The following is a 20,190-nucleotide window of genomic DNA, read 5'->3' as shown; positions in this document are numbered from 1 at the left end:
TTTTCAAATATAGATAAATGCTCATCAATAATTATTTGTGGTTGTCTGAGGTCATTGTTTATGCCTCAGGCTTTATTTCAACGATGAGCTCCTGGTACCTTATCTTATTTCTCTTTCTCAGTGCTTCCTGTACTTTCAACTTCCATTGTTGCACACCAGTTTGTGCTGGATCACACTGAAACTGATCAACCAATTCCTCGAGTTTTTTTCTTTTATAAAAAGGCACATCTGCTATACTTTGGATAAAAGACAGAATCACCCCTTTCTCTTCAGGGCTTATCTCGCCAGTAACTTCAGCATCGGTCACAGGCAAAGGCTCCTGCTTGTTATCTTTAGGAGTAGCCAGCGTTTCGGTAACTTCTACTTTGGGCAAATTAAAATAAAATACGGTACCTTTGCCTAGCGTAGAAGCTACTTTGATTTGACTGCCATGTGCTTCAAGGGCAATTTTACAAAAAGTAAGTCCTAACCCAGTAGACCCAGTATTGGCAAAGTCGCGGGCATTGCCTACTTGATTGAAGGCTTCAAATATATTCTCAAAATCTTTTGGATCAATTCCCTGTCCGGTATCCGCCACTTTTATACACACAATATCACCCTTTTCTTCGCTGCTTAAGGTAATGGCTCCGCCAATGGGCGTATATTTGATCGCATTAGTTAGCAGGTTTTCAAAAACCCGCTCAAGGTATACTGCATCAAACTTGCCCTGCAAACGCTCAGCAATGTTGTTTTGTACCTTTATGCTCTTTTCTTCGACAAAGGGCTTCATATAGTGAATTGCCTCTTGAGCAATTTTATGAAAACGATGCTGTGCCTTGCTCAACGTAAGGTTAGATGATGCATACTTTTGTACCTCTAGCATGTCGTTGGTATATGATTTTATTCTACGTGCTGAGCGATGTATGTCCTGAATCTGTTTTCTTACCTGAGAATTTTCAGCTTTCATCGCTTCAGTTTCGCTGCTATAGGCAAATATTACATTCAAAGGATTTTTTAGGTCATGGGCAATCATTGCAGTAAGCCGGGCTTTGGAATCTTGGCTTTGTTTAAGCTTTATATTGGTTTTTTCTAGGTGTTCTTTTTGACGGTTCAACTCTCGGTAGTGCTCTTGAATAAGTTTATTTGCTTGCCTAAACTTCTTTACGTGTTTCTCTATTTGCTTATTTTTCTGGCGTTTCTCTTCATAAGCCCTGGCATTTTTCAATGCAATGGCTGTATACACCGCCAGGTTTTCCAAAATATTGAGATGATAATCGGTGTAAGCATTTTTTTTCAAACTTTGCACACATACTACCCCTAGAGCCTGACCATCGGCAAGCAGTGGCAAATAAATACTAGATTGAGGTTGCTCAGGAATAGAAGTGCCATCTTCAAACTTGCTAAGCGTACTTTCCAACTGGGTGTCAAAACGGTCGATATACTGACTGTAGTCTTTTTCGAGATCGTTGATAAATACCGTCTTTTTGTTCTTTAAACACCACACCGCAAATTGATCTTTGTAGTGTAAACTTCGCTTGTAGGGCTTCATTTTTTTACCATCTTTCAGCGCAAGCTTAAACTCTACAATTTCGGCTTCGGGTATATTGATCCCAATGCCAAAAATACTGGCGTCCATCAATTGGTTGAGGTGCTGATAAGTTTTGTCTGAGATTTCTTCTAAATTAAGCGAAGAGGTAATTTCTTTACCAATCTGACTTAATAGCTCTATGTTTTCGCTGGCTTGCTTCTTTTGTTTTTGCTGCCGCGAAAAAAACACCCATTGAAAAATGGCAAACACTGATACGACAAACAACGCCCCCAAAGTAATAATGAAGTTACGCCGTTTCTGTTGATCTTGTAGGTCATTGGCGTACTTTTCGGCATAGTACTTTTGCTCTACTTCAGCCAACTCCAGGGCACGGGTGCGGTTAAAGAGGCTGTCTTTATATTGGGTGTATACCCTATAGTACATCAAAGCTGAGTCAGGCGAGCCTTTTTTAGAATATATTTCCGACAATATTTTAGAGGCTTCTATCATCCTAAACTTCTCCTTAATCTGAGTACCCAGGTTGTAGGCTTTAGTACCAAAGTATATTGCCGAATCTATTTTACCCAATATAGCATAAGCTTGCGCCATATATTCAAGGGGTTCTATTTGACGGTTTTTGATGTTGAGTTCCCTCAAAATCTTCAACTCTTTTTGGTAGTAGGGCAACGCTTCCCGGTATTTTTTCTGTGCCGATAGCACCTCACCCATATTACCTGTGGTCATTGAGATCATAAACTGATCATTCGTTTTCATGGCAATCAACCGCGACTTTTTGTAATAATCCCAGGCTTTGGCTTGCTCGTTTTGATTAGAGTATACCACTCCTATGTTGTTGAGGGTAGAGCTTAAACCCTGATTATCTTGCTTGGCTTTGTATAACTTAAGGGCTTTTTGATAATATTCATGGGCTTTTTCATATTCACTTAGTTTCGAATAAATCACCCCTATTTTTCGCAAAGTATTGGCGTGCTGTACATCACTTGCTGTTCTTTCAAAATACTTTCGGGCTTCGACATAGCTCTTAAGTGCCGAGGTAAAGTCAGACTTGTCAGTATAGGCATTGCCCATAAACCAATAGGTATCCGCAATTGCTTTTTCATTTTCTAACTCTTGCCAAGCGGCTAAAGCTGCCTGTTGTGCTTTGATAGAAGCCGCATAGTTTTCATGTCGCAGGTGGTAGTTTCCTATACAGTTTTGTGCTTTGGCTATCCCCTCTTTATTTTCTAGTTTTTTTGCCAGCTTTAGGGCTTTGATACCATACTCTAACCCACGATCTTCGCCACTGAACAAATAACTAAGCTCAATAAACACATCGATTTTCTCGTCTTTTTCAGACAACGAAAGTAAGTTAACTAAACTGTCTACAGCTTTTTTAGAAGGTGGTTGTGCCTGCACACTGCAGATTGATAATACAATAAATAAAAGGCATATATTTTTTGTAAAATAATATTGCATAACCCTATACATGAATGTGTGGAAATGGCGAATTTCACCCACAAATAATTGAATAAAAACGCTAACAAATGTAACAAAAAACCAACGATAATACACCATCACAGTACTTGTTTCCTAAGTTCCCCCACTTGGTATCAATACCTACAGTACGTCTATATAAACAAAGAAAGCAGGTGAAACTTTAGGGGAAATTATAAATTTTACTAATTTTAAAATTGCAGTGAAAACACACCTTTGTCAAGGAACGATTTGCCCTTGGCAAATGATGATAAGAAAAAGAAAAATATGCCCCAAACTCCAGAAAATGTACTGAAAGACCTAAAGGCTAAAAAATACGCCCCCATTTACTTTTTACATGGTGATGAGTCTTATTATCTCGACCAAATTTCAGACTTTATCGAAAAAAACGTGTTACCAGAACAAGAAAAGGGGTTTAATCAAATCGTATTATACGGTAAAGACACCAACCTGGGTACTATAGTACAAAACGCACGTCGTTTTCCGATGATGGCAGAAAAACAGGTAGTTATTGTAAAAGAAGCTCAACAATTGGCTGACTGGAGCAAGGCTGACAGCAAAAAAATAATAGAAGCCTATATCAAACAACCTCAACCTTCTACTGTGTTGGTGTTTAACCACAAACACAAAAGCTTCAATAAAAATACAACCCTCTATAAACTATTTGACAAACAAGCTGTAGTGGTAGAGTCTAAAAAAATAAGAGAACACCAAGTAGGAGGTTGGATAGAGGGGTATTTTAAACAAAAAGGTTACCAGGCAAACTTTAAGGCTACTGCCATGCTGACCGAATCGATAGGGGCAGACCTGGGGCGTTTACAAACAGAAATTGACAAGCTGCTGCTAAACGTAAACGACCCAAGTAAACCTATTGATGAACACTTGGTAGAAGAACACGTGGGCATTAGCAAAGCTTATAATATATTCGAACTCCAAAAAGCTTTAGGGGTAAAAGATTGGTACAAAATACGTCAGATATTGATTTATTGGGAAGCTAACCCCAAAAGCCAGCCATTAATTCCTACGATTGCTATGATATTTCAATACTTTTGTAAATTGCTGGTGGGGCATAGAATCACCGATAAAAGTGATCAAAACCTGGCAAAAGTACTTAAGGTCAGTCCTTACTTTGTTAAAGACTATAAGGTAGCAATGAGGCATTATTCGCTGGGTAAGGTAGTACATATCATTCACTACCTTCGCGAAGCCGATCTTCAGTCAAAGGGGGTAAATACCCGCAATACTTCAGATGCTCAGATATTACAAGAATTGGTTTTTAAAATATTGGCATAAACTCGCCACAAGTAATTAACCACAAGCCCTGCTCACTTCTTATCAGAGGCTACTTAGCCACTGTTTGAAGCTTGAGACTTAAGCTGTGTGGTCTATAAAAAAATAATAATATGCAAAAACTCTTATGCTATTCACTGTATTTGAAAACCCTGTACCTGTTTATTTTTTGTGTGGTGACCTTAAACTCTATGGTCTATGCACAGCACACCCATGTTTTCAAACACCCTGACCGTTACTTCAAAAGAGGCAAGGCATTGTTTGCAAAAAAAAACTATGTAGCTGCCAAACAACAGTTTGAGGATTTTCTGCAAAAAAATAAGGAAGAAACCAAACATCAGGAAAACCTGATAGAAGCTCGGTTTTATGTAGCATACCTGGCACTTATACTGGAACAGTCTAATGCTACCAAGCTGTACCAAAAGTTTGTGCGTACTTACCCTACCCATCCCAAAGCGGCACAAGCTCATTACGCCTGGGGTAACTATTATTATGAAAAAAAAGAATACCTTACGGCAATAGAGTACTTAGAAAAAGTGAAAACTTTGCAGGCTCAACAAGCCAAAGTACAAACAAACGATAGCCAGATCAAGCTTGACTTCAGGCTAGGCAAGGCATATTTTGAGCTTGAAAAATACGACAAGGCGCTGACTTATCTTGATAAGGTAAAAGTGCTTGACCATGCTTACAGTTATGCAGCGAGCTATTATGCTGGCTACATTCGTTACAAACAAAAAGCTTATCAAAGCTCTATCAATGACCTAAAAATGGCCGCTCAATCGCCCGATTACCAAAAGACAGTACCAATACTTATTGCATCTAATTATTATGCACAGCAGCAATACCCCCGCCTACTCACTTATACCGACTCATTGTTTCAACGTAATGAAAACGTAGACGAAATTGCTACTTTATATCTTTTATCAGGTGAAGCAGCCTATTATACCCACAACTACGACAAGGCAATGTCTTATTTTAATCGCTATCTGGGCTTGTTGAGCAATCAACCACCTGCTGATGTTGCCTATAAGATTGCTTTTACTCATTACAAACTCAAAAGCTACTCACTGGCCGCCGAAAGTTTTAAGAACATTGCCGCACAAGAAAATGAAATGGGACAAAAAGCCGCTTATTATCTGGGGATTTGTTACATCAAAATGAATAACAAACGCTTTGCGGCGTCTTCTTTCGACCAGGTAAGAAAAATGCACTATGATGCCAGTCTTGAGTCGTCAGCTACCTGGACTTTAGGAAAACTACAATACGATCTGGAGCAATACACCGAGTGTATTCAAACCCTTGAGGAGTTTATCAAGAGCTACGCAGGATACCCCCAACGCAAAGACGCTGAAGTACTACTTACCAAAGCATATATGCACTCTAAAGAATATAACAAAGCCTTGATTTATATAGAACAGCTGCCCAATAGAAACGATGAAATCAAATCGGCTTATCAACAAATTGCCTTTGCCCGTGGTGTAGAGTATTTCAATGCAGAGGCTTATAGCCAAGCCATTGCCATGTTTAATAAATCATTGCAAGACATTCGCCTGCCACAATTGAGCTATGTAACCCGTTACTGGCTTGCCGAATGTTATGCTATTTCGCAAAAGCCTAAAGAAAGTATCCCTTACTATTTGCAAGTAAGAAAAGCCTTTGATAACCAAAACAAATACGCCCTGAAAGCAAGCTATGGCTTGGGCTATGCATATTATAACCTGCGTGAATACGACAAAGCACTGCCTTACTTTCAGCAATGTGTTACTTCGTGGCAACTGCGCACAGCTGCCGAAGAAGAAACTACCCCTTACAGTGATGCTGTCACTCGTTTGGCTGATTGTTTTTATGTACAAAAAAAATACGCCAATGCGCTACATTTATACGACGAACTCATTGCAGGCAAACATCCCGAACAAGATTATGCTTATTACCAACAAGGGGTTATCAAGGTAGCACAAGGCGACTATGACCTTGCCAAACAAAAGTTTGAGGATGTAGTACAAAACTTTCCTAACTCGCGTTATTATGACCAGGCTTTGTACGAAAAAGCTTTGATAGACCTCGAAAATGGCCATTACTCAGTAGCCATCGCGGGATTTTCTACCCTGATGAAAGAACGCCCACATTCGCTACTACGCCCTAATGCACTTCTCAAGCGCGCCTTGTCTTACCAAAACTTTGATAATACCAATGAGGCAATCAAAGATTATAAGGCTATATTGAAAGACCACCCTACTCATAGTACTGCCCCCAGTGCATTGTTGAGTTTACAAGATCTGCTCACCCAGGCAGGCAGAACTGATGAGCTCAACGAAATTTTACGTAATTACAAAAAAGTGAACCCTAATAGTAAAGCATTGCTTACGATTGACTTACGCAATGCCGAGCAAGCTTTTTTTGACGGAAAGTACAGCGAAGCCATCAGCTTGTTCAAGGCTTATATTAATAAATACCCCGAAGGTGGCAGCCCTAACGCTAAATATTATTTGGGGGAAGCTTACCTAAACAATGGTGATAATGAAAATGCTTTGCGTTACCACATGGCAGTAGTACAAGAACAAAAAAGTACATATATGGAACGCTCTATGCGCAGGGTGGGCGATTTACTTTATGCAAAAGAACAGTACCGGGCTGCTATTGACAGTTACCAAATGTTGGCTTCTATTACCAAAAATTCACGCAACCAACTCAAAGCCTGGGAAGGTCTCATGAATACCTATTATGAAATGAAAAAACTGGATTCGGTGCGTTATTACGCCAACGAAATCATAGAAAAGGGTAACTCTACTGCTTCGCGTAATAAGGCTACTTTATATATAGCCCAATCTTATTACGATGAAAATAAATTTAATGAAGCATTGCCGTTATTTAAAAAGGTAAGCGAAAGTGCCAAAGACAAAACAGGAGCCATTGCTCTTTATTCGTACGCACACGTACTTTATAATCAAGGACAATACAAGCCTTCACTCGATGCCCTGTTTCGCCTTAGCAAAGAGTTTCCTATGGATGATGATTTACGGGGTAAAAACTTTTTGCTCATTGCCGATAATTATATTGGACTTAAGGAGTATTTTCAGGCCAAAGCCACCCTTAACTCAATCATTGCCCGCTCGCCTAACCGAAATATTGTAACTGAAGCCCGTAAAAAGCTTAAAAGCATTGAGGATAAAAAGTGATTGATTTTTAGGAATTGTTCAAAAATAAATTTACACTCTGAGAGGTGATCTTTCGCCTTGATACTTCGTTATTTTTATTGCCCGTAGCGCTGCTATGGGCGCAAAAAATAGCCTCGTCTCAAAACAAAACTTCTACCTCAAGAATGGTAATTTAATTTCTCACCATTCCTTAGGGGCTAGTTTTATCTCTTCACAACGCTTTTTATTCATTGTTAACTTATCGAGCTTGTATGAACAAAAAAACAATTATACTCGCCATTCTTATTGTGGGCGCTACAGTCGTTTATTTTAAGAGTAATTTCTCGCGTACCAAGGGTAAAGCAGTGATCACTTACTTTAATAAAACACAAAGGCTCAACCAACTGAACGTTTGGGGCCCTTATGGATACTATCTAGTAGACTGGACGGTAAATGTATATGATGGCAAGCCCAATATAAGTGGCAAGGGCAGGTCACAGTTTAGAAGCTTTGGTAAAAGTAGTTCACGTAACAACTATTACCATCGCAACCAATTGCCCCTAGAGGCGGTAAATCAAAGCCTACAAAGTATGGAAAAGGAACAAGCTTATTTAATAAGGGTATCGGATTATAAAAAACAAAAAGAACCCAGTCAGACTTTTTTGATAATTACAAAAGACCCCGCATTGTATAATAATAACAAAAAGATGCTTGAACTGGCAAAAATAGCCATAAGACCAAACACTAAAACCAATGGTAGTTTAAAAAACTGATAAATTAATGGAAGAGAAAGACGTCACGCCAACAGAAATATTTGATACGTTGGCAATTAGGTTTAGAGAAGCCAAAGCACTGGAGCACAAGATTGATAGCAACTTACACTTTACTTTAACCGACCAGACTAAAGGTGATTATTTGTATACAGTAAAAGTGCAAAATGGCAAACTAGAAGTACAGACAGGGCACCACGACAAACCTACTTGCACGGTGCGCACCAAAGCCCAAACTTATGTAGATGTAAACTTAGGTAAAACCAAGCCACAAATGGCTATTATGTTGGGTAAAATCAAGGTAAGTAACCTCCCTGAGATGTTTTTGTTTGCCCAACTATTCGAAAAGTTTACCTTAGATTATGTCAAATAACCAAGTGTAATAGCCTTTGCAATGCTAAATTTGCCCCTGCAACATATTCAAACAAATATAAAAACGTTATCATTGTAGTTTAAATATATCATCAATTTTATTGAGGGTTTTCAAACATTATTGTTTAACAAATTATTGGTTTATCATGGGCTATAAATTTGAAATTATTATTGAGGAAAAAGGCAATCATTATGAAGCTTATGCTCCTAAAATACCCGAATGCAGGGCAACAGGTGCAAGCTATGAATTGGCTTTAAAAAATACCCGTGCCGCATTAAAATCTTATATTGGTCGGATGAATGACTCAGAAAAAGCCAGCTTGGCCATTTCTCCTGATAAAGACTAACAACTCAATCCAGGGTGTGCATTTTGCAACAATGCACGCTCTATATTCCTTGCCTTTCCCCTTTTCTACCCTCTTACCCTTCCTTTTACCTTTTTTATAACTCAAACACTACCTCAAATGCATTTGTCCACATTTTAAATTTTTTATACGCTCGAAAATCTTCATTTTTGCAAAATAAATATATTGAAACACTCCCCATCTAAAAAAAATGGAAGAAGAGAAGACCCCTAGTGAAGACTGGCAAACCGCTGACAAACCGGACAATGCTCCGGAAAATATGCAGGCTGAATCGTCTGAAGATGACGATTTGTTTGAGCATCACCGCATTGTAGTAGACAAAGGGCAAGTACCTGTAAGAATAGATAAGTTTTTGATGGACAGGGTACCCAACATTACCCGCAACAAAACTCAAAACGCTATACGTGAAGGTTTTGTAAAGGTAAACGATCAGGAGGTTAAACCTAACTACAAAGTACGCCCCGAAGATATTATCATTATATCATTGCCAGAGCCACCCCGCGAGTCTGAGGTGATTCCTGAAGATATTCCAATAAACATTGTGTACGAAGACGATGACCTCTTGGTGGTACATAAAGAAGCAGGCATGGTAGTGCACCCTGCCTACAACAACTGGACAGGCACGTTGGTGAATGCCTTGGCCTATCACTTTAAAAATTTACCTGAAAACCGTGATGGTCGTCCTGGATTGGTACACCGAATAGACAAAGACACTTCTGGTTTATTGGTAGTAGCCAAATCAGAGCACGCCCTGCAACACCTTGCCAAACAGTTTTTTGACCATAGCATAGAACGTACTTATTACGCATTGGTGTGGGGCGAACCTAAGCAAGAGGCGGGTACTATTGATGTAAACTTGGGGCGTAGCCTAAAAGACCGCCGGGTAACAGCAGCATTTCCGGAGGGTGATTTTGGCAGACATGCCGTTACACATTACAAAGTACTAAAAAACCTACGCTATGTATCGTTGGTACAATGTAACCTCGAAACCGGACGAACCCATCAAATAAGAGCACATATGAAACACTTGGGTCATCCGCTATTTAATGACGCTACCTACGGGGGCGACAAGATCTTGAAGGGAACAGTATTTTCAAAGTACCGGGCTTTTGTAGAAAACTGCTTTAAAGTAATGCCTCGTCAGGCGTTGCACGCCAAGTCATTGGGTTTTGTGCACCCTACTACCCAAAAATTTATTCAGTTTGATTCTGAGTTGCCCGAAGATTTTCAAAAAGCGATGGAAAAATGGGAACACTATGTGCAACATCACTGATAAAAGGTAAAGAGTAAGTCATCAATTAATTTATGCCTGTATGGTTCATTACACCACCTTAAAATAACAAGGTGGTGTTTTTTTGTGCCTTTGGAAAATGAGGGTAGGAAACATTGAACTTGCTTTGCAAAACAAAACCTAAAGTAAATTACCCATAGGCTATTTGAAAAAGAATAGTTTTTTTTATTTTTATAATTGAAAAATTTATGCAAAATGAAAACAATCAAAGAAATTCGTGTTGAACTGGTAGAAGCTATGATTGGGCATTATGTAGAGTCCATCGGCTTAACTACTGAACAAACTTATGATGGTGAAAAACGTGTATGGCATTGGAAGCACGGCTCTGCCAACATCGAAGTTTTTATTCAATCGGTAGAAGTAGGTAAAGAAAAAACCAGAGAATACCTGCGTATATTCTCGTTTCTTGCTGATGTACCTCAACTAAGCACCACTGCTCGTGAAAAGTTTTTGAACAACTTACTAGAGATGAATGATGTAAATCTGGGAGTAAAACTAACCATAGCTAAAGATACCAATAAAATTTACGCGACTTATGAGCGTGATATTCGCGGTATGGACTACCAGGAACTTGCTACCTGTGTAGCTGATCTGGAATGGTGGGCGGATAAGCTAGACGACGAGCTTAAGAGTTTTAACAACTAAGGAATGGTTGAAATTAGCCGAAAAGACTGTCCCTCCGAACTTGATTCGGAGGATTTAGATAATCGCTAAAGCTCAAATTAACGTATCTGGGAACAAAACTCATTGGAAACTACTCTAAACGAGAAAATATAATAAATAAGCTCTAAATTTTACTATATGAAACATTCTCTTACCATTTTTTTGCTGGTTTTCACCCTTGTTCCAACATTTGCACAAACCGAAAGTAAAGCAGTTTTCCAAGTGTTTGATGCTGAAACCCACCTGCCACTGTCACAAATAAATGTGCACTCGCTGACCCACCTCAATAAAGACGACTCACTGGCTACCAATGCCAATGGCAGCATTACCTTACACGTGGTGGAGCAAGATACACTGAGCTTTGTTGGAGCTTTGTATTACCCTGTGCATATTGTGGTTCATAAAGAAGATAACTTTGACTGGACTCACCCTATCAAAGTCTACCTTACCCCATTGATTCATCACTCACACCAAACCACCATACACGCGACTGATCCTTCACACGCCAAAATGAGTAGTGTTCATTATGACTTTACTCACACAAAGTTTGAAGACAAAAAGCTTAAAATACAAGTTTTTGAGCACGAGCATGCCGCAAACAAACGGGCAAAGTGGCTACAACATACCCGCGATAAGTACAATAAGGGTTTCAATATCATTGATATAAAATTTGCCAGAAGAGCAAAAGGTAAGAGGTAATGAAGCACTCTTCAACATTATAACAACGTAAACTCAATATTGCCAAACAAACAAAAACCCTTGTCTGACATAACTGTCCAGACAAGGGTTTTTAATATTATACCGAGATATAACCAATAGAAAGGCTACACACTCGCTTGTTCTTTTGTTTCTTCTCCTTCTTTCTTTTTTGCCGGAAAAGCAAGCGAAGCTCCAATACTGCTTCCCAAAATAAAAATAATAACAAAGAGCGAGTAGTGATTTTCGAAACCGATAGAATGCAACCATTTGTGCAACAACATTTTGGCTCCAATGAAAATAAGCAAAAACGCCAACCCTAATTTAAGGTAGTGGAACATGTGCATAATGTTAGACAAGAAGAAAAACATGGAGCGCAAGCCCAAAATGGCAAATATGTTTGAAAAGAATACAATATAAGGATCTTTGGTTACCCCAAATACTGCTGGTACAGAGTCGACAGCAAAAATAAGGTCAGTAAATTCAACAATTAGCAATACAACAAACAAAGGGGTGATCTGAATACGCCCATAACGCTGAATAAAGAAACGGTCGCCCACATAACGGGGAAACACAGAGAAATACCTCGAAGCAAGCCTTACTATAGGATGTTTTTGGGTGTCAATGGCTTCACCATCATCTTTGTCAAAAAACATTTTAATACCCGAATAGAGCAAGAAACCACCAAAGAGGTAAAAAATCCATTTGCCCACCACTTCGTTTTGAATAAGCGCCGAACCCAGAAAAATAAACAAAAAGCGCATGACAATGGCCCCCAGAATGCCCCAGAACAGGATTTTTTTATAATACTGTTCACGCACTTTGAACGAGACAAAAATTAAAATAATTACAAATATATTGTCTACCGAAAGTGAGTATTCAAGCAAATATCCAGTGAGAAATTCAAGTGCAATCACCCGGCGATAGTTGTCCAGGTTTTGTTCATAATTTTTTGGATCTGAGGGGGGAGCTTCTTTAAGGGAGCTATATTTAGAAATAACATCGTTGAGTTGCGCCTGGTTTTCGATGCCATGCATCACATGGCCATAATTTCTTATGATCAGATAAAAAATAATTGCCACCGTTACCCAGGTAACGCTCCAGATGGTGGCTTCTCGAAAAGATACAATATGTGACTTTTTGTTAAAAACACCCAGGTCAAGCATAAGCATGCCCAGAATAAAAACAATAAATGCCGCGAAAAATAAAACCTCGTTAGAAATCATGTAAACTCAAAAGTGATTTACCTTTATTTATCCAACCCACAGCGGCTGGCGTTTTAAAAAAGAACTGATGTACGGGTACCATTGACAAAACCTTGCCAGACCCACTGACCGTGCTCAAACACACCGGCTTAAAACATTTTTTGGTAAACCTTTTTATAGGGTTAAAACTATTTGCCTTTAATTTTATTTATTATCCAAGTACTCAATTTATGCCATCTAGCCCTCCAAATTTACCCTCAGAGAATTGTATGCTTATAAACTGACCAATGTCTTAAAGTAAACTACTGTTTAAAGCTTGATGGTCAGATAGTTTGTGAAGATATACATCCACGCAAAACAGCAGGATAAAATATATTCAATTTTTAAACCAAAAGAAAAAAAAAGAATATTACAAGTTTTTCACTTGTTAAGTAATCATGCCAAAGTAACCTGATTTACTGAACTTTACATTGTTTATTTACTATTTGTCTATTATAAACAATTATCACCAAACGTTTGATTCAAGATCACTTATTTTTTAGGGGTAATTTGTGTCAGGTAGTAAAAACAGTATGTTGGGTGCTGTTAAGTATCAAAAACTTAGGTGTTGCTATAGTAAGTCATCTGATGAGATGAATGTACTCATGATACTAAACAAATATAAGATGGTGTGCAAAACTCATTGATTAGCTGAAAAAACTCTACTCATTGTTACATTTCATAAGACCCTGTTTAAAATTCATTAGGTCTTTTACGCGACTTTTATGATTAGATACGTCAAATTCATCCTAAAACCTCCTGTAAACGAAAATTTAAACAAGCTCTAAGTTGTTGAGCAAAACTTACGTTGTAAACGATCAAAGTTTGATAAAATTTTCTGTTTCGCTAAGAATGCTGCATTTTAATGATTTGTAACATAGTTGTATAATGCAATTATAAAAGGTATTAAACAGGTATGATAGTATAAGAAAGAAAAAGAGGAAAGGAGTGTAAGAGATGGGTATAAAATAAAAAAGACAATGCCCCCCAATATTGGTGAGCACTGTCCGGAAAATAAGTGATCAAACTTAAGGTGCAAAGTTAGGATTTTTTTTGGGATAGCAATGATTTGCCTTAAAAATTGCCTGTTTTTTTTTCTTATTTGCACAAAACAATCCATAAACACGGCTTACCTTCTCAAAACAACGTTTTTTTCAACACATTTTTTTTTGCCCATTTATCTCGAAAATTCCGCCAGTTTAAGCTACGAATTACACTTATTTACCTCATAGTAAGTATCCATATCAAAGGTTTTTTTAGTGATATAAAATATAGTTGTATATATCAACAATAAAAATCATTTCTCGCCTATAGCTAACCTAGCAAGGGAATAAGTAACATATTTAAACCAGGGAGATAAGTAAAATATATTTTTTTGTCGTATGTTTCTCTATCTTGCTAACAGGTGCTATCTTGAGCATTATATATTGCCACTGCAAAACACCTACATAGCGGATAAGATAGTGGCAATAACTTTACCTGCCAATTCAGGGTATACTTTAACAGTTGATCCGAAATATTGTAAATAAAATTATGAGTAAAGTAAGAGAGGTATTAGAGCAAAATCCCAACCTTTGTAACCATTTCAGAAACCATCGTACTGTATTTATACATGGGTATGGCAATGCATCATTTACCCAAAAAATAGAAGGAGTAAAAGGCTTGAGTGTAGAAGAAAGAGAAAATGCCCGCATGCTGCACAACCTGCCTTTTAATGAAGAAATTTATTTTTTGATAGAAACCGACCAACCTTGGTTTTTACCAATTCTTTTTCCCTCCAATCACAGTGTTGTTTTTACCGATAAGGGCATTTCTATTGTGGCAGAAAGCAGCAGTCATAGTTTTGACAAGTTTATTTCCTGGGCTATTATTAAAGATGCCCACTTGAGAAATGATAAGTTCGTATTTGAAACCAGCAACGACGAAATTACCATCGATAATCAGCTCATTTATAGCATTGACGATAAGGAAAAATATCGCACCGATGCCGAAGTAATTGCCAAGCTGATACACTTGATAGCTGCACAATACGAAAGCGCTGAGAAACGTCTCAATGAGATGATTGGGCTAGATAAAGTAAAACGCAAAATAAAGGTCTTGACCAATTTTGTAAAAATGCACAAAATGCGAAAAGACAAGGGAATGAATGTAATGATGCCGTCACTGCACCTTGTATTTATGGGCAACCCTGGTACAGGTAAAACAGAGGTGGCACGCCTGATTGCTGAAATTTTTCAAGAAATAGGCCTGCTCTCGCGGGGGCACCTGGTAGAAGCCCGACGCTCAGACCTGGTAGAAAAATATGTAGGGCATACCGCCAAAAAGGTAGAAGAAGTAGTAATGAATGCTTTAGGTGGGGTGCTTTTCATAGATGAAGCTTATGCCCTCACCAATGGTGGCACTCAAGATTTTGGTCCTGAGGCCATTGATACATTGACGCCTCTCATGGAAAACTACCGCGAAAACCTCATAGTAATAGCCGCTGGATATACTAAAGACATGGAGCGTTTTTTGGCTGCCAATCAAGGTTTGAGTTCTCGTTTTTCTGAGGTAATCCATTTTGACGATTATAACCTGGATGAGCTTACAAAAATTTTTGAAAAAATGTGCCACGACCGGGGCTATGAACTCACTGACGCCGCCAAACTACACGCTCGCAAGTTAATTATGAAGTCGTTTGGTACCGATGCCGCCAAGTTTGGCAATGGACGTGGCGTACGTAACCTGTTTGAAAAGGTGTATATGAAACAAGCCGATCGTCTGGGTACTAAAGATTATGTAACGGAGGCAGAAATGACGGTGTTTGAGCCCGAAGATTTTGACATAAGTTACTGAAAATTGGTGGGGTAGTTCAATGTCAATACCTCAAACCATATTTGTTAGGCAGAGTATACAGTAGCTTGGTAGCTTATTATACCATTTGGTATCCTTCCCCTGATGATATACACCATTGTCAGGGGATATTTTTGTATAAAAAAACAACCTATGAAACACACCTATAAAAGACTTGTTTTTACCATATTACTTGGAGGACTTGCTACTACTCCTCTCGTGGCAAAAAGCCTCCTGTTACACTCCCTTGATGGGCTATTTGAAGTGCTGTTAACCATAGCCATCGTTGGGTTTGTACTTTTACTTATTCCTATTATCACGGCAATTGTGGGGGTAAAAAAGAAGAATCAGGCACTCAAAATTTTTTCTAAAATATACTCCTTTATAGCATTGGGGCTCGTGATAGTCAATGCGATGTACAATGATCTTAAGCCTTGGCTATTTCATCTCATTGTTTTTTTGATTGCCATATTACCACTCGTTATTTTAGAAGCTACGAAAAAGCAACACTAATTTTTTTATGAAAAGCACTCCAAAAGTATTTGTTCTTACCATGCTTTTTTGGTGGAGTATTGTCACTCCATCAAAGGCAGGCAACCCAATGGGCATAGTTGATGGGGTTGCCCAAGTATTGATCTTTATAGCCTTGGTATCCTCCGTGGTTTTGCTCATTCCTATCGTTACGACAATCATTGGGATACGAAAAAACAATTGGAAGCTCAAAGTCTTTTCTAAAGCATGCTCTTTTATAGTATTGGGGGTTATTGCAGCCAATGCGGTGTATAATGACTTTAAGCCTTGGCTACTGCATCTCATCATTTTTTTGATTGCTGCTTTACCACTCGTTATTTTGCAATTCAACAAAAGTAAAAATTGATCACGCTAACTTTTCCCATGAAAAATTTTCAAAGAATATTACTCACTGCCCTACTATTGCTTTTGGTTACCTCGCCAATCCTGGCAAAAGACATCGTAGAAGCCTTGGTAGGAGGCATCATAAAAATAACCCTGGCTTTTATAGCAGCAGCCATCATCCTTTTTGGTTTGCCCATTGCCACCGCCATTATCGGTATTGTTAGAAACAGCAAAGGCTTAAAAATTTTCTCACAAGCATACGCGATCGTTGCTGCTTTTTTTATATTTTTCGACATGGTGACTAGCTCTACCAAAAACTATGGTACTTACCTTGTCATGCTTGGCATTGCTATTTTGCCATTGTTGCTGATTCAACTATATAAGAACAATTAACCCTATTACATTCACAAGCACTTGCTTTTCATTGCATCGGTTCTCAAACTTGGTATATTTGTTCTCAACTACTGAAAAAACATCAATGAAAATGAAAAAACTTGTTATCAATACATTCATTATATATTGTTTGTTGTCTGCTATTACTCTGCTGTCTTTGCCAGGTTGTAGCGGTGACAAACCCAATGGAGGGAGTACCGTAAAAAACTCCACTCCTCCCCCACCCAAACCCTTGGTACTGGTTGATGCCCCAAAAATCAATGCTGACTCAGCGTATGCCTTTGTGAAAAAACAAGTCGAGTTTGGTCCGAGGGTACCCAACACTGATGCTCATGTACAGTGTGGCAATTATTTTTTAGACAAATTTAAATCTTATGGTTGGGAGGTAAAAGCACAAGGTTTTGACGCCATTCGTTATGACGGTGTAGTGCTCAAATCACGTAACATTATTGCCAGTTACAAAGCACCCGCTGCTGCTGCTGCCAAACGCACTGTGTTATTAGCAGCACACTGGGACACTCGTCATCTTGCCGATAAAGACACCAAAGATACTGACAAACCCATTGATGGTGCCAATGACGGCGCCAGTGGGGTGGGTATTTTGTTAGAGATTGCCCGCACTATTCACACATCGCCCAAAAAGCCCACAGTAAACATCGACATAGTACTGTTCGACAGCGAAGACCTGGGTTATCCTGAATCTGCTAAAGACGAGCACAAAAAAGCCGACACTTGGTGCTTAGGTTCACAATATTGGGCTAAAAATAATCCTGGCAGTTATTATTATGGTATTTTGCTGGACATGGTGGGTGCCAAAGGAGCCAAAATGTACAAAGAAGGTTTTTCGGTACGAACAGCAGGCGAAACGGTAAACGAAGTATGGGCCATTGCTGCCAAACTGGGTTATGGCAATGTATTTATTCCTAAAAATGCCCCTGAAATTGTAGATGACCACACGTATGTAAATAAACACACCAATACACCTATGATTGACATTATTGAGTTTGACCCTACCAACGAAACGGCTTACTTTGCTAAGTACCACCATACCCACGCGGATAATATGTCTATTATTGACAAAAACACCCTAGAGGCTGTAGGGCAAACTGTACTACAATATGTATATAACACTGCGGCAAGTAGTGACGCCGAAAAAGCTGCTACAAGCAGCAGTGGGTTAGCAAAATAAAATGGTAGTAAAGATGTTTTTCAAACCAAACTTTTCTATGAAAACATTCCCCCCCCAAACAAAGACTCTTCCTGCGGCTACAGGAAGAGTTTTTTATTGTTTATTATCGTTGCTTTTGCTGGCTTGTGACCAAACGCCACCCACTACCCAACAAGTGGCTTTACCTCCTGTTGTTAACTTAGCCCAAGTTGCCCAAAACAAACCCAACAAGGTACCTAAAATACTTTCACCTTGTGAGCGGTTCGACCGATTGAATACGCTGGTGCGGGATGGTAAAATAAAACGCTCGGCAGCTAAAGATAGCATCAAAAAACTATTGCCATTGGTGGCAAAATATTTTTACCAAAACGGAGGTAAAAACTACGACCGTAAGCAATGGGTATTCCCCATTCAAGGGTATAACAAGCATTTTATTGGGGGTAAAAATGGGGAAGGCTATGTGCCCAATGGTTACAACTACTTTGATGGCAACGAACACGGGGGGCATCCTTCGCACGATATTTTTATATATGACCGCAATCAGGACAACCTGGATGACAACACAGGAAAGCCAGTAAATACGCTCTCTATGGGCAGCGGCATTGTGGTAGCGTATGACCCAGCCTGGAAACCAGGTAGTGTATTGGAAGGGGGTCATTATCTATGGATTTACGACCCTGGTACTCAAGGCATTTTTTATTATGCCCACAATAGTAAGCTATTTGTAAAGCCAGGAGACATTGTAAAGCCAAGGCAACGCATTGCCCATATCGGACGCACTGGCAAGAGTGCTTCTGAGAAACGCTCGCCTACCCATTTGCATATTACTTATCTTAAGGTAAAACCAGATGGCTCATTGCCTCCTGAAGATTTATATCAGGACTTGTTGAAATGTAAGGGTTATTAGTTGGATGTTAAGATTTAGGAGATTTTTTAACCTCGTCATAAAATGACGACAGGTTGTGCGCTCGTTATTTGAATGCTTATTGTAGTAAATTCAACTCAAATAAGAAAAGCCCTGATTGCGTCAGGGCTTTGGTGTTTTAGGCTTGTTCTTATTTCATCCTATCCAATATTTCTACGCTGTTGAGCACGTATTGCATTTGTTGAATGTGTGCTTGTAAAAACGTTTTTACTTCTGTATACGCTTGATTTTCGAACAACTCTAATGAAGCATTGGCGTCAAGCGTTAATGCTTCTAATTGTGCATATATGCTTTGCGCAAATAGGTTGACCATTGATTGAGGAATGGCAATGTTTTGTACCTCTGAGTTTAAATCAGTAAATTGCATACTGTAATAATTTATTTGTTGCAAAAAAGCCCTTGAGGAGAGTCTCCAAACTTACACCTCTTGGGCTTACTTTCACCGTGAAAGTATAGACAAATATAGTAAAATCACCCGCCTTTTGCAAGGAAACTAACAGTTTAATTTACTGTAAATCAACACCTTATACAGTAAAATCCCTGGTTTCATACTCGTAGTTAATAATTGAAAAATTCGTATTTCAACTGTCTTACCACAGGGTGAGCTGAGCAATGTTGCTCGACAATTTCAAAAACGACTTATTTTTGAAAAACCTCAGCTTTAGGGTTGGCAAGTTTTGGTCTGGCTAAAGCCTTAAGACCAAAACAAGGAAGTTGTTTTTTGGCTTGAATTGTCTTCAGCCTCGCTTTGCGCTAATTACCTTCGTAGAGCTTCCTATGGTCGGTTCTTAATTGAAAAAGCATCGCTTCGCGCCAATTCTTAATTCTCAACTAGGAGTGCACGAAGTCTTGTAAACAAGGTTGTTTTTACTTTTAAAAGGCGGCGTATACGCTCAGGTTTGCTCTTTGCCAGGGTGATCATCCCAATAAATCGTAAATCTCCATTAGATTGCAGCAAGGGATTGCCCCTACAATTAGCCCCTTGAGTAAATTTTATACAGCAAAAATCACTAGTTTCATACTCGTAATTAATAATTGAAAAATTCGTATTTCAACTGTCTTACCACAGGGTGAGCTGAGCAATGTTGCTCGACAATTTCAAAAACGACTTATTTTTGAAAAACCTCAGCTTTAGGGTTGGCAAGTTTTGGTCTGGCTAAAGCCTTAAGACCAAAACAGGGAAGTTGTTTT

Annotated in this window: 17 protein-coding genes; 14 read left to right on the top strand and 3 right to left on the bottom strand. The window is 38.8% G+C overall.

Features of this window, described 5'->3' with window-relative positions; genetic code table 11:
* Positions 1–58: 58 nt before the first annotated feature.
* Positions 59–2,923, bottom strand: coding sequence for a tetratricopeptide repeat protein (locus Q0954_RS12935; protein ID WP_299457447.1), 2,865 nt, complete (start codon positions 2,921–2,923; stop codon positions 59–61).
* A gap of 294 nt (positions 2,924–3,217) precedes the next feature.
* On the opposite strand from Q0954_RS12935, the gene holA reads away from it, so the two are divergent.
* The 8 genes from holA (at position 3,218) to Q0954_RS12895 (ending at position 11,585) form a co-directional block, all read left to right on the top strand.
* A complete protein-coding gene (gene holA / locus Q0954_RS12930; protein ID WP_366916742.1) occupies positions 3,218–4,294 on the top strand; it encodes a DNA polymerase III subunit delta in 1,077 nt (358 codons plus the stop codon).
* A gap of 110 nt (positions 4,295–4,404) precedes the next feature.
* Positions 4,405–7,467, top strand: a complete 3,063-nt coding sequence (locus Q0954_RS12925; protein WP_299457446.1) for a tetratricopeptide repeat protein — start codon at positions 4,405–4,407, stop codon at positions 7,465–7,467.
* 230 nt (positions 7,468–7,697) lie between these two features.
* Positions 7,698–8,198, top strand: coding sequence for a hypothetical protein (locus tag Q0954_RS12920; protein WP_299457445.1), 501 nt, complete (start codon positions 7,698–7,700; stop codon positions 8,196–8,198).
* 7 nt (positions 8,199–8,205) lie between these two features.
* Complete coding sequence (locus Q0954_RS12915; protein WP_299457444.1) at positions 8,206–8,568, top strand: alkyl sulfatase C-terminal domain-containing protein; 363 nt, start codon at positions 8,206–8,208, stop codon at positions 8,566–8,568.
* A 145-nt stretch (positions 8,569–8,713) separates the two neighbouring features.
* Positions 8,714–8,914: a hypothetical protein gene (locus Q0954_RS12910; protein ID WP_002699489.1), complete on the top strand. Its 201-nt coding sequence runs from the start codon at positions 8,714–8,716 to the stop codon at positions 8,912–8,914.
* Positions 8,915–9,191: 277 nt separating this feature from the next.
* Positions 9,192–10,205, top strand: coding sequence for an RluA family pseudouridine synthase (locus Q0954_RS12905; RefSeq protein WP_299457491.1), 1,014 nt, complete (start codon positions 9,192–9,194; stop codon positions 10,203–10,205).
* 213 nt (positions 10,206–10,418) lie between these two features.
* Positions 10,419–10,868: a YbjN domain-containing protein gene (locus tag Q0954_RS12900; RefSeq protein ID WP_299457441.1), complete on the top strand. Its 450-nt coding sequence runs from the start codon at positions 10,419–10,421 to the stop codon at positions 10,866–10,868.
* 156 nt (positions 10,869–11,024) lie between these two features.
* Positions 11,025–11,585: a hypothetical protein gene (locus tag Q0954_RS12895; RefSeq protein WP_299457440.1), complete on the top strand. Its 561-nt coding sequence runs from the start codon at positions 11,025–11,027 to the stop codon at positions 11,583–11,585.
* Between the two features lie 125 nt (positions 11,586–11,710).
* Here Q0954_RS12895 and Q0954_RS12890 read toward each other — a convergent pair whose 3' ends face one another.
* Positions 11,711–12,808: a TerC/Alx family metal homeostasis membrane protein gene (locus Q0954_RS12890; protein ID WP_299457437.1), complete on the bottom strand. Its 1,098-nt coding sequence runs from the start codon at positions 12,806–12,808 to the stop codon at positions 11,711–11,713.
* Between the two features lie 1,551 nt (positions 12,809–14,359).
* Here Q0954_RS12890 and Q0954_RS12885 point away from each other — a divergent pair.
* From Q0954_RS12885 to Q0954_RS12860, 6 genes are all read left to right on the top strand, one after another.
* Positions 14,360–15,661 (top strand): AAA family ATPase, encoded by a 1,302-nt coding sequence (locus Q0954_RS12885; protein WP_299457435.1) that lies wholly within the window; start codon positions 14,360–14,362, stop codon positions 15,659–15,661.
* Between the two features lie 150 nt (positions 15,662–15,811).
* A complete protein-coding gene (locus tag Q0954_RS12880) occupies positions 15,812–16,171 on the top strand; it encodes a hypothetical protein (protein ID WP_299457433.1) in 360 nt (119 codons plus the stop codon).
* Between the two features lie 7 nt (positions 16,172–16,178).
* Positions 16,179–16,535, top strand: coding sequence for a hypothetical protein (locus Q0954_RS12875; protein ID WP_299457431.1), 357 nt, complete (start codon positions 16,179–16,181; stop codon positions 16,533–16,535).
* Positions 16,536–16,552: 17 nt separating this feature from the next.
* The gene (locus tag Q0954_RS12870; RefSeq protein WP_299457429.1) at positions 16,553–16,906 is read left to right on the top strand and encodes a hypothetical protein; all 354 of its coding nucleotides are present in this window, start codon (positions 16,553–16,555) and stop codon (positions 16,904–16,906) included.
* 91 nt (positions 16,907–16,997) lie between these two features.
* Positions 16,998–18,095 carry a M28 family peptidase gene (locus Q0954_RS12865; protein WP_299457427.1) on the top strand — a complete coding sequence of 366 codons (1,098 nt, stop codon included), beginning with the start codon at positions 16,998–17,000 and terminating at the stop codon, positions 18,093–18,095.
* Positions 18,096–18,132: 37 nt separating this feature from the next.
* A complete protein-coding gene (locus Q0954_RS12860; RefSeq protein WP_299457425.1) occupies positions 18,133–18,981 on the top strand; it encodes a M23 family metallopeptidase in 849 nt (282 codons plus the stop codon).
* 148 nt (positions 18,982–19,129) lie between these two features.
* On the opposite strand, the gene Q0954_RS12855 is transcribed toward Q0954_RS12860, so the two are convergent.
* Positions 19,130–19,366 carry a hypothetical protein gene (locus Q0954_RS12855; RefSeq protein ID WP_299457423.1) on the bottom strand — a complete coding sequence of 79 codons (237 nt, stop codon included), beginning with the start codon at positions 19,364–19,366 and terminating at the stop codon, positions 19,130–19,132.
* Positions 19,367–20,190: the final 824 nt, after the last annotated feature.

The sequence above is a fragment of the uncultured Microscilla sp. genome, assembly GCF_947493425.1.
Lineage (GTDB): Bacteria > Bacteroidota > Bacteroidia > Cytophagales > Microscillaceae > Microscilla.
The sequence above is the reverse complement of the archived record's forward strand: the minus strand, read 5'-3'. Positions and strand labels throughout refer to the sequence as shown.

Coding starts and splice junctions, on each gene's coding strand:
- Q0954_RS12925 (WP_299457446.1), top strand. CDS start 4,405: ATGCAAAAACTCTTATGCTATTCACTGTATTTGAAAACCCTGTACCTG.
- Q0954_RS12920 (WP_299457445.1), top strand. CDS start 7,698: ATGAACAAAAAAACAATTATACTCGCCATTCTTATTGTGGGCGCTACA.
- Q0954_RS12915 (WP_299457444.1), top strand. CDS start 8,206: ATGGAAGAGAAAGACGTCACGCCAACAGAAATATTTGATACGTTGGCA.
- Q0954_RS12910 (WP_002699489.1), top strand. CDS start 8,714: ATGGGCTATAAATTTGAAATTATTATTGAGGAAAAAGGCAATCATTAT.
- Q0954_RS12905 (WP_299457491.1), top strand. CDS start 9,192: ATGCAGGCTGAATCGTCTGAAGATGACGATTTGTTTGAGCATCACCGC.
- Q0954_RS12900 (WP_299457441.1), top strand. CDS start 10,419: ATGAAAACAATCAAAGAAATTCGTGTTGAACTGGTAGAAGCTATGATT.
- Q0954_RS12895 (WP_299457440.1), top strand. CDS start 11,025: ATGAAACATTCTCTTACCATTTTTTTGCTGGTTTTCACCCTTGTTCCA.
- Q0954_RS12890 (WP_299457437.1), bottom strand. CDS start 12,808: ATGATTTCTAACGAGGTTTTATTTTTCGCGGCATTTATTGTTTTTATT.
- Q0954_RS12885 (WP_299457435.1), top strand. CDS start 14,360: ATGAGTAAAGTAAGAGAGGTATTAGAGCAAAATCCCAACCTTTGTAAC.
- Q0954_RS12880 (WP_299457433.1), top strand. CDS start 15,812: ATGAAACACACCTATAAAAGACTTGTTTTTACCATATTACTTGGAGGA.
- Q0954_RS12875 (WP_299457431.1), top strand. CDS start 16,179: ATGAAAAGCACTCCAAAAGTATTTGTTCTTACCATGCTTTTTTGGTGG.
- Q0954_RS12870 (WP_299457429.1), top strand. CDS start 16,553: ATGAAAAATTTTCAAAGAATATTACTCACTGCCCTACTATTGCTTTTG.
- Q0954_RS12865 (WP_299457427.1), top strand. CDS start 16,998: ATGAAAAAACTTGTTATCAATACATTCATTATATATTGTTTGTTGTCT.
- Q0954_RS12860 (WP_299457425.1), top strand. CDS start 18,133: ATGAAAACATTCCCCCCCCAAACAAAGACTCTTCCTGCGGCTACAGGA.
- Q0954_RS12855 (WP_299457423.1), bottom strand. CDS start 19,366: ATGCAATTTACTGATTTAAACTCAGAGGTACAAAACATTGCCATTCCT.